Below are 7,931 nucleotides of genomic sequence, written 5' to 3' on the forward strand. Positions count from 1 at the left end.
GTCGCGGTGTCCGGTCGGGCAGCAACGGCTCCAGCCGTGCCCACTCCGCGTCGGTCAAGTCGTGGCGATCAAGCACAGAAGAGATCTACCGCAGCCGACCCGCATGATCCACGGGACACGCTCTAACCCTTGAGCGGGGGTCCGCATGAACACGGAGATTCAGTTCAGCCGGAGATCGACTGGGCTGACTGGCTGCAGCGCTGGGGATGCAGAGCAAGAGGGCTACGTTCCCGGGCGGGAAGCGCGGTTCACGGCGGCCGAGGCCATGCTCGCCGGCCGCGGCATCTCCGTGATCCCCGACTTCGTGGCGAACGCGGGCGCCGCTGCGTGAGCCTGGTGGCTGCTGCTCGGCCGGGTCGGTACCGCTCCCGCCGACTCGTTCGGCAAGCTCCGCACCGAGATGCGGGCGAAGGTGGCGCTGCTGCTCGAGCGGTGGATCACCAACGGCGTGCCGCCACGGCGGACCGCTGGGAGCTCGCCGGAACCCACGGCGACATCGGTCACGCGCCGCCCCGGTTCCTGTGACCGTTCATTCCCGGTGGTCCGGGCTCTCACGCCGGTCGCTGATCACTACCGTGGCGGGATGGCACCGGACGTTCCACCGACACCGGCCCGCCGGGGTGTCGGCGGGCGGGGCGACGTGGCCGCCGTGCTCGGCGTCGTCGTGCTGGTCGTCGCGGCGGCCGTCGTCGGTCGGGGGCTGATCCGCGACGGGGTGCAGATCCTCCTGCCGTTCCCGCCGCTGCTGGCGAGCTGGGAGCCGCACCTCGGGTGGGGCACGCCCGTGGCGCTGGTCGTGGCGGTGCTGGTTGTGGCGCGGGGGCCGGAGTTGGCCGCACGGATGAGGTGGGGTGGGCTGATGGCGGCCGCCGGGGCGGCGGCGCTGGCGTGGACCGTGTCGCTCGCGCTCGTCGACGGCTGGCAGCGCGGCGTGGTCGAGCGGCTGGCCAGCGAGGAGGAGTACCTCCACGACGTGCCGCGGGTCGCAGGCGTCCTGGAGATGCTCCGCACGTTCTCCGACCACATCCTCACCGATCAACCCGTGCACTGGACGACACACGTGGGCGCCCACCCACCCGGGGTGTTCCTGCTGTTCGTGTGGCTGGACCGGATCGGCCTGGGCGGGGGTGAGCCGGCCGGACTGTTCGTGATGCTGGTCGGCTCGTCGGCGTGTGTCGCCGTGGCGGTCGGGCTGCAGGCGCTCGGGGCGGAGGACGTCGCCCGCCGCGCGCTGCCGTTCGGCGTGCTGCTGCCCGGGGCCGTGTGGATCGGGGTCTCCGCGGACGGGATGTTCGCGGGTGTGCTCGCGTGGGGGGTGGCGCTGCTGGCTGTGGCGACCCGGGGATCGGCGGGTAGCGCCGTGGCGGCGGTGACGGGCGGCGTGTTGCTCGGGTACGCGCTGTACCTGTCCTACGGGCTGGTGCTGGGTGGGTTGTTGCCGCTCGCCGTGCTCGCCGTAACCAGGGCGTGGCGGGTGGCGGGCCTGGCCGTGTTGGGCGCCGCCGCGGTCGTGGCGGCCTTCACCGCGGCCGGCTTCTGGTGGTTCACCGGGTTCGCCCACGTACGCGTGATCTATGCCGCCAGCATCGCGGAGACGCGGCCTTACTCGTTCTTCGTGTGGGCCAACCTGGCCGCGCTGGCGTTCGCGATCGGCCCGGCGGTGGTGGCCGGGCTGCGCCGGGCCGCGAGCGACGCCGCCGGGCCGCGGGAGCTGCCGGCCGCGGCGGTGCTGCTCACGGTCGCGGGGCTGGCGGCGATCGTCCTCGCCGACCTGTCCGGGATGTCGAAGGCCGAGGTCGAGCGGATCTGGCTGCCGTTCGCGCTGTGGCTGGTGCTGCCGTGTGCGCTGCTGCCGCGCGAGCACGTGCGGTACTGGTTGGCCGCCCAGGCGTCACTGGCGCTCGCGGTGAACCACCTGCTGCTCACCGTGTGGTGAACCGGCGCGCAGCACGCGTAGCCCGTACACCACCGCGGAGACCGCCGCCATCGCCGCGACGAGCAGGAGCCAGCGTTCGAGGTAGGGATCCTGGTCGAGGCCGGACGCGGCGCGCAGCGCGGGCTCGCCCTGCCCCACGATCCCGGGGAAGAAGAGCAGGAAGGTCAGACCGGCGCCGAGCGCGGGCACCCGGATGTGGTTGACGACGGGCACCCGCCGCGGCCGGGCGGCGGTCGTGCCGAGGAACCGGTCGGCGGCGGCGTAGGCCGGGAACAGCACCAGGTCGTGCAGGACGACCGCGGCGAGGAACCAGACGAGCATCCGCGGCCAGGCCGGGTCGTTCGCGACGAGGCGGGCCGCGAGGGCGGCGACGACCAGGCAGAGCAGCAGCACGAGCAGGTGCCCGGTCCCGGCCCCGTAGACGCGGCGCATCAGGCGCTCCGGAACTCGATCGTGCGCACCCACTTCGTGCAGTGCACGCCGGGGAGGGCCGGCACGATCACGCGGGCCGGGAAGCCGTGGTCGGGGGACAGGTCGGCGCCGTTCACGTGCAGTGCGAGCAACGAGTCCGGATCGAGGACCTGCCCGCTGGTCAGGGCGGCCTGTGCGAACGGACCCTGCTCGATCGAACGCACCAGCGCGGCCGCCGGCTCGGGCACCCCGGCCAGCGCCGCGAGGTCACGCAGACGCACCCCGGACCACGTCTGGACGGTCGACCAGCCCTCGACGCAGGCGATCGGCAGCACCGCGGTGTGCTGGGCCATGCCGGCGAGCGCGGCCCGGTCGAGCCGGACGGGACGGCCGCCGGCCAGCTCCAACCACCACCCGTCCCCGGTGGCGGCGGGATCGATGCCGGATGCCGCGAACGTGCGGTTGACCGGGAAGTCGTTCGGCCCGCCGTCACCCCCTGCGATCGTCCGGCCGCGGGGGAGCAGGAAGGACGTGGGCCGCAGGACCCCCCCGACCGACTGCCCACTCACCAGCGCGGCGACGAGCAGCGCACCTCCGCCGACGACGGCGAGCAGGCCGCGGCGGCTCAGCGTCGGCGGTACCGGGTCCGGGGCGACCAAGTCGTTGCCGTCGTCGTGCTCGGGGCGGGTCCGCGCGAGCGGGGTGCGCAGCTCGGCGCGCAGCGACCGCGACCGGAGGCCGCGGAGCATGATCGGCAGCTTGATCGCGACGTGCGCGACGAAGGCGCCGATGAAGATCCACGCACCCGTGTAGTGCGCCGCGTAGAAGCTGAACCCGAAGACGTAGTCGTACTGGATGTTGAGGACGCCGGTGACGATCTGGAACAGGATGCTGCCGACGAGCAGCAGCAACGAGACCCGTTCGAGCGCTTCGGCGAGCGAGCGCACCGGCGGCCACGCGAACAGCTTGGGGATCACCGACCACAGCTTCGCCAGCACGATCGGGACGAGCACCAGCCCGAGCCCGACGTGCAGGCCCTGGGTGAGCCGGTAGAGCCAGACCGGCCGGGTGGGCCAGTCGAACACCGGCAGCTTCAGCACGCCGACGTCCGGCGGTATGGCGTAGCCGAGCTGTGGGCCGTAGGCGATGTAGCTCAGCAACCCGGTGATGATCACGATGGGCAGGCCGACCAGCAGCGCCAGACCGAGGACGGACGTGAGCCACGGTCCGCGCAGCGGGCTGCGCCAGCGCGGCAGCGGCGGTCGGGCCCGGCCGATGAACCGCCACAGCGGGGCCGGGAAGCCGTAGTCCTGCTCACTGCGCGACATGGTTCGACGGTAGAAGCCCGCGGACGCCTTCGTGGTCGCCCGGACGGGTCGGTCACCAACCCTTAAGAATTCGCCTCACCGATCTGTGACGTGCGCGATGGAGGGCGGTGGCGGGGCTACCCTCGTCCGGTGACCGCCAGCGTGCTCGTGGTCGACGACGACGCCACCGTGCGCGACGTGGTCGCCCGTTACCTCGGCGCGGCCGGGTACCGGGTCGCGCAGGCCGCCGATGGCCCCGCTGGCTTGCGCATCGCGAACGAGTCGGAGCCGGACGTCGTGGTGCTGGATCTGATGCTGCCCGGCCTCGGCGGCCTCGAGCTGTGCCGCAGCCTGCGCGGGCGCGACCGGGCCCCCGCCGTCGTCATGCTCACCGCGCTCGGTGAGGAGGACGACCGCGTCCTCGGCCTGGAGCTCGGTGCGGACGACTACGTGACGAAGCCGTTCAGCCCGCGCGAGCTGGTGCTGCGGGTCGGTTCGGTGCTGCGGCGCTCGGTGCCCCCCGAGGCTCCGTCCGGGGCCCTGCCCGATGTCGCGGGGATCCTCGTCGACGGCGACCTGCGGGTGGACCGGGCAGGGCGCCGTGCCGAACTGGCCGGCGGCGAGCTGGCGCTCACCACCCGCGAGTTCGACCTGCTGGCGTTCCTCGTGGCCAACCCCGGACGGGCGTTCACCCGCACCGAGCTGCTGGCGCGGGTGTGGGGTTGGGACTTCGGGGATCAGTCGACCGTCACCGTGCACGTGCGCAGGCTGCGCGAGAAGCTCGAAGCCGACCCCACCCGGCCGCGGCGAATCGCGACGATCTGGGGCACCGGCTACCGCTACGACCCCCGGAACCGACATGGCAGGAACAGCTGAGAGGGCAGGACGACCGACATGACCGTGGTCGCCGAGCTGGCCAGGGCTGCGCCGTTGGCCCTGGTGTTCGCGCTGCCGGTGATGGCGGTCGGCGGGCTCGTGATGCACCGGATGCGCCGCCGCTCGATCACGGCCGCCATGACCGCGCTGGCCCTGCTGCCACTGATGGCAGCCCTCGTCGGGGTGGTGGCCGTGAGCGGGTTCATGTACACGCCACAGCTGATCGGGACGATTGCGGTGGTGGTCGTCGTCGCGGCCGTCACCGTGCCGGCGGCGCTGCTGCTGAGCAGCGGGCTGGCCCGCGACGCGCTCTGGCAACGCGAGGCCGTGGAGTCCGAACGCCGCGCCGAGGCCGCCCGCCGCGAGCTGGTCAGCTGGATGAGCCACGACCTGCGCTCGCCGTTGGCCGGCATCCGCGGCATGACCGACGCCATCGTCGACGGCGTAGTCCGCGAGCCCGGCGACGTGTCCGACTACCTGGGCCGGATCCGGCGCGAGGCGATACGGATGACCGCGATGGTCGAGGACCTGTTCCACCTGTCCCGCGCGACCTCCGCGGCCCTGCGCCTGGACATCGCCCCGCTCGCTCTCGGCGAGGTCGTCTCCGACGCGGTTGCGGCGGAGGCGCCTGCGGCGGCGGCCGCGGGCGTGGAGATCAGCGCGGCCGACCCGGAGGACTGGCCGACGGTGGCGGGAAGCGACGTGGAGCTCACCCGTGTGGTGCACAACCTGCTGACCAACGCGCTACAGCACACGCCGCGCGGTGGGCGGGTCCGGCTCACCGCAGGCGTCGCCGAAGACACCGCCTGGCTACACGTCCAGGACGCGTGCGGCGGCATCCCGGGCGCCGACCTCGACCGGATCTTCGAGGTGGGCTTCCGCGGCGCGACGGCGCGCACTCCGGGATCGGGATCCGGGGCCGGGCTCGGGCTCGCGATAGCGAGGGCACTCACCGACGCCCACGGTGGGGAATTGACCGTCACCAACGACCCGCCGGGGTGCCGCTTCACGCTGAGGCTGCCCCTGAACCGGTCGGGGCTGAACCGGTCTGGGCTGCGGATGGAACCCGCGCGTCGACGGTGAGCTCCACGAAGCTGCGCCTGCCCGTGTGGTCCGCGGTCCGGCGCAGACCGACGGTCGCGGCGAGCCGGGCGAGCGTGGCGGCGCCTGCCCGCGCCCACGGCATCGGGGCACCCCGGCCCGCGCCCGTCCGCACCTGGACCGTGTCGTGCCACAGCGCATCGGGGTTGTCGTCGGTCTCGACGAGCACCGTCCCGCCGGGGCGCACCAGCTCGGCCGCGCGGCGCAGCAGCTGCTGCGGGTCACCGCCGATGCCGATGTTGCCGTCGGCGAGCAGGGCGTGCGCCCAGCGCCCTTCGCACGGGAGCGGCGCGAACAGGTCGCCGCGCACCATCGTGACCCGGCGGCACCGGCAGGCCCGCTGCGCCACGGCCGACACGTCCACGCCCAGTGCCGGCACACCGCGGGCGGCGAGCGCCTCGAGCAGCCTGCCGGGGCCGCAGCCCAGGTCGATTGCCGAGCCGGAGCAGCGGTCGAGCAGCCAGCGATCCTCCCCGGTCGCCCGGCCCCACCAGCGGTGCACGGCCAGGTCGATCTCGACGCCGTCGCTGCGCACGAGCTGCGCCGGGGCACCGGCCAGCGCCGGGTCGAAGCCTGCGGTCAGCACCCGCGCGCCCACACGGCCGGCGTCGCGTCGACCGCCGCGGCGAAGCGGGTGCCCGGGGCGGCCCGACGCACGGCCTGCACGTCCGCCGCGGTATCGATGTCGGTCAGCTCCGTCAGCAGCCCCACGCGCAGGCCGGCCCCCCGCAGCGCGCGAAGGGTGCGCTCGCCGGTGTCGGACCGGGAGGTCGGCACGTCGGCCACCAGGGCGGCGTCCGCCGGATCGCGGAGGCCGAGCACCCACCAGCCGCCGTCGGCGGCCGGGCCGAGCACGGCATCCAGGGCGTCGCGGCGGTCGTCGCCCAGCAGCGGCGCGGCGCCCGCGGCGAGAAGGTCCGCGTTCACCTGCGGGGTGTCCATGCCCAGCTGCAGCGTGGGCCGCCCGGGCAGCAGGGCGGCGGCGTCGACGTGGGCGGCGGCGATGCGCTGACCCAGGTCGGTGCCGCGCTGCGCCGGGGTCGGGATACCGCGCAACGCGGCGACGAGCTCGCCGGACCGGGCCGCGCGCGACAGGCAGCCGGCGAGTGCGACGACGGGCTGGCCCGCGGGGAACGCGGCCACCGCGTCGATCGTGTCCAGCAGTGCCGCAGCGGCGAGGTCGGCGGCCTGCTCCGCGGTGGCCGGTGGGCAGAGCCGCGTCTTGACCCGTCCTGGCTCGGGCGACTTGGCCATCACCAGCAGCGTGAGCCGCGCGCTCGCCTGCGCGCTCATCGCAGCAACCCGGCCATGTCCCGAGCGGCGCGCAGCGTGCCGCGGACGGATCCGGAGACCTTCGACCGGCCCCCGGCCCGCGCGCGATACGGCACCGGGACCTCGGCGATCCGCCAACCCGCCGCGCCCGCGCGCAGCAGCAGTTCGAGCGGGTAGCCGAATGCCCGGTCGGCGATCCGCAGGTCGAGCAGGTCCAGTCGGCGCGCCATCCGCACCGGGGCGATGTCGTGGACCGGCAGGCCCCGGCGGCGCAGCAGCGCGGCGATGACCGCGTTGCCCGCGCGGGCGTGCCACGGCCAGACACCTGCCGCGGTAGGTGTCCTGCGCCCGACGACGAGGTCGGCCGACTCCCTGCGCAGCGTATCGGCCATTCCGGGCAGCACCGCAGGGTCGAGCGAGCCGTCGCCGTCGAGCACGACGATCAGGTCCGCATGTGCGGCGACGAGCCCCGCGTGGACCGCGGCGCCGTAACCGCGGCGGGGTTCGGCCACGACGCGCGCACCGTGGGCGGCCGCGACGTCGGCGGTGCGGTCGGAGGATCCGTTGTCGACCACGAGCACGGGCCAGCCGGGTGGGAGCTCGGCGAACACCGCCGGGAGAGCGGCGGCCTCGTCCAAGCAGGGCAGGATGATCTCGGGTGTGCCGTCCACACCCTGATCTTCGGCCGTCGGGCCAGTGTCAAACGGCGATTCGGCTTACCGATCGGTGACGTTCGCTCCGGCCGGCGCCCGCAGGGGGTCGGTCGCGAACCGCGTCACGCCCTCGGTGAACGCGGTGGCCGCGCGGAACTCCAGCACTTCGGTGGCCCGCGCCGGATCGGCCACGACGTGGCGGACGTCGCCGGGCCGTGCCCCGCCCACCACCGTCGGCTCCGGGCCACCGATCGCGGCGGCCAGTGCCGCGGCGAGCTCGCCGATCGTGTGCGGTTCCCCGGAGCAGACGTTGACCGCGGTGAGGCCGGGGCCGGGCGGATCCGCGGCCAACGCCAGGGCGTTGGCCGCGGCGAC

The 7,931-nt window shown here is 74.4% G+C and carries 8 protein-coding genes and 2 pseudogenes; 4 read left to right on the plus strand and 6 right to left on the minus strand.

All coding sequences use genetic code 11. The features are described from left to right. Positions 1–250: 250 nt before the first annotated feature. A pseudogene (locus tag KME75_RS44390) lies at positions 251–469 on the plus strand (glutamate dehydrogenase); the annotation flags it as partial. 114 nt (positions 470–583) lie between these two features. Beyond that, positions 584–1,936 carry a hypothetical protein gene (locus tag KME75_RS37885; RefSeq protein ID WP_219419759.1) on the plus strand — a complete coding sequence of 451 codons (1,353 nt, stop codon included), beginning with the start codon at positions 584–586 and terminating at the stop codon, positions 1,934–1,936. Here KME75_RS37885 and KME75_RS37890 read toward each other — a convergent pair. Continuing rightward, on the minus strand, positions 1,892–2,368 hold the full coding sequence (locus KME75_RS37890; protein WP_219419760.1) for a hypothetical protein: 477 nt from the start codon (positions 2,366–2,368) through the stop codon (positions 1,892–1,894). The two genes, KME75_RS37885 and KME75_RS37890, sit on opposite strands and share 45 nt — an antisense overlap. Then, positions 2,368–3,675 carry a molybdopterin-dependent oxidoreductase gene (locus KME75_RS37895; protein WP_219419761.1) on the minus strand — a complete coding sequence of 436 codons (1,308 nt, stop codon included), beginning with the start codon at positions 3,673–3,675 and terminating at the stop codon, positions 2,368–2,370. Before KME75_RS37895 ends, KME75_RS37890 begins: the two co-directional genes overlap by 1 nt. Positions 3,676–3,804: 129 nt before the next feature. On the opposite strand from KME75_RS37895, the gene KME75_RS37900 reads away from it, so the two are divergent. Beyond that, positions 3,805–4,530 (plus strand): response regulator transcription factor, encoded by a 726-nt coding sequence (locus KME75_RS37900; protein ID WP_219419762.1) that lies wholly within the window; start codon positions 3,805–3,807, stop codon positions 4,528–4,530. 18 nt (positions 4,531–4,548) lie between these two features. Further along, entirely contained in the window at positions 4,549–5,613 is a 1,065-nt protein-coding gene (locus KME75_RS37905) for a sensor histidine kinase (protein WP_219419763.1), read from the plus strand. Here the strand turns inward: KME75_RS37905 and KME75_RS37910 are convergent. The 4 genes and pseudogenes from KME75_RS37910 to KME75_RS37925 form a co-directional block, all read right to left on the minus strand. Further along, positions 5,537–6,217 (minus strand): class I SAM-dependent methyltransferase, encoded by a 681-nt coding sequence (locus tag KME75_RS37910; RefSeq protein WP_219419764.1) that lies wholly within the window; start codon positions 6,215–6,217, stop codon positions 5,537–5,539. The genes KME75_RS37905 and KME75_RS37910 overlap by 77 nt on opposite strands. Continuing rightward, on the minus strand, positions 6,211–6,924 hold the full coding sequence (locus KME75_RS37915; protein ID WP_219419765.1) for a TIGR04282 family arsenosugar biosynthesis glycosyltransferase: 714 nt from the start codon (positions 6,922–6,924) through the stop codon (positions 6,211–6,213). The genes KME75_RS37910 and KME75_RS37915 overlap by 7 nt, the downstream gene beginning before the upstream one ends. Then, positions 6,921–7,574 carry a glycosyltransferase family 2 protein gene (locus tag KME75_RS37920; protein ID WP_308283441.1) on the minus strand — a complete coding sequence of 218 codons (654 nt, stop codon included), beginning with the start codon at positions 7,572–7,574 and terminating at the stop codon, positions 6,921–6,923. The genes KME75_RS37915 and KME75_RS37920 overlap by 4 nt, the downstream gene beginning before the upstream one ends. Before the next feature lie 45 nt (positions 7,575–7,619). Then, a pseudogene (locus KME75_RS37925) lies at positions 7,620–7,931 on the minus strand (NAD-dependent epimerase/dehydratase family protein); the annotation flags it as partial.

The sequence above is a fragment of the Pseudonocardia nigra genome, from assembly GCF_019396355.1.
In the GTDB taxonomy this organism is placed as follows: Bacteria; Actinomycetota; Actinomycetes; order Mycobacteriales; family Pseudonocardiaceae; genus Pseudonocardia; species Pseudonocardia nigra.

Bases quoted from the DNA above. Each gene is read 5' to 3' on its own strand.
- KME75_RS37885 (WP_219419759.1), top strand. From the start codon at position 584: ATGGCACCGGACGTTCCACCGACACCGGCCCGCCGGGGTGTCGGCGGG.
- KME75_RS37890 (WP_219419760.1), bottom strand. From the start codon at position 2,368: ATGCGCCGCGTCTACGGGGCCGGGACCGGGCACCTGCTCGTGCTGCTG.
- KME75_RS37895 (WP_219419761.1), bottom strand. From the start codon at position 3,675: ATGTCGCGCAGTGAGCAGGACTACGGCTTCCCGGCCCCGCTGTGGCGG.
- KME75_RS37905 (WP_219419763.1), top strand. From the start codon at position 4,549: ATGACCGTGGTCGCCGAGCTGGCCAGGGCTGCGCCGTTGGCCCTGGTG.
- KME75_RS37915 (WP_219419765.1), bottom strand. From the start codon at position 6,924: ATGAGCGCGCAGGCGAGCGCGCGGCTCACGCTGCTGGTGATGGCCAAG.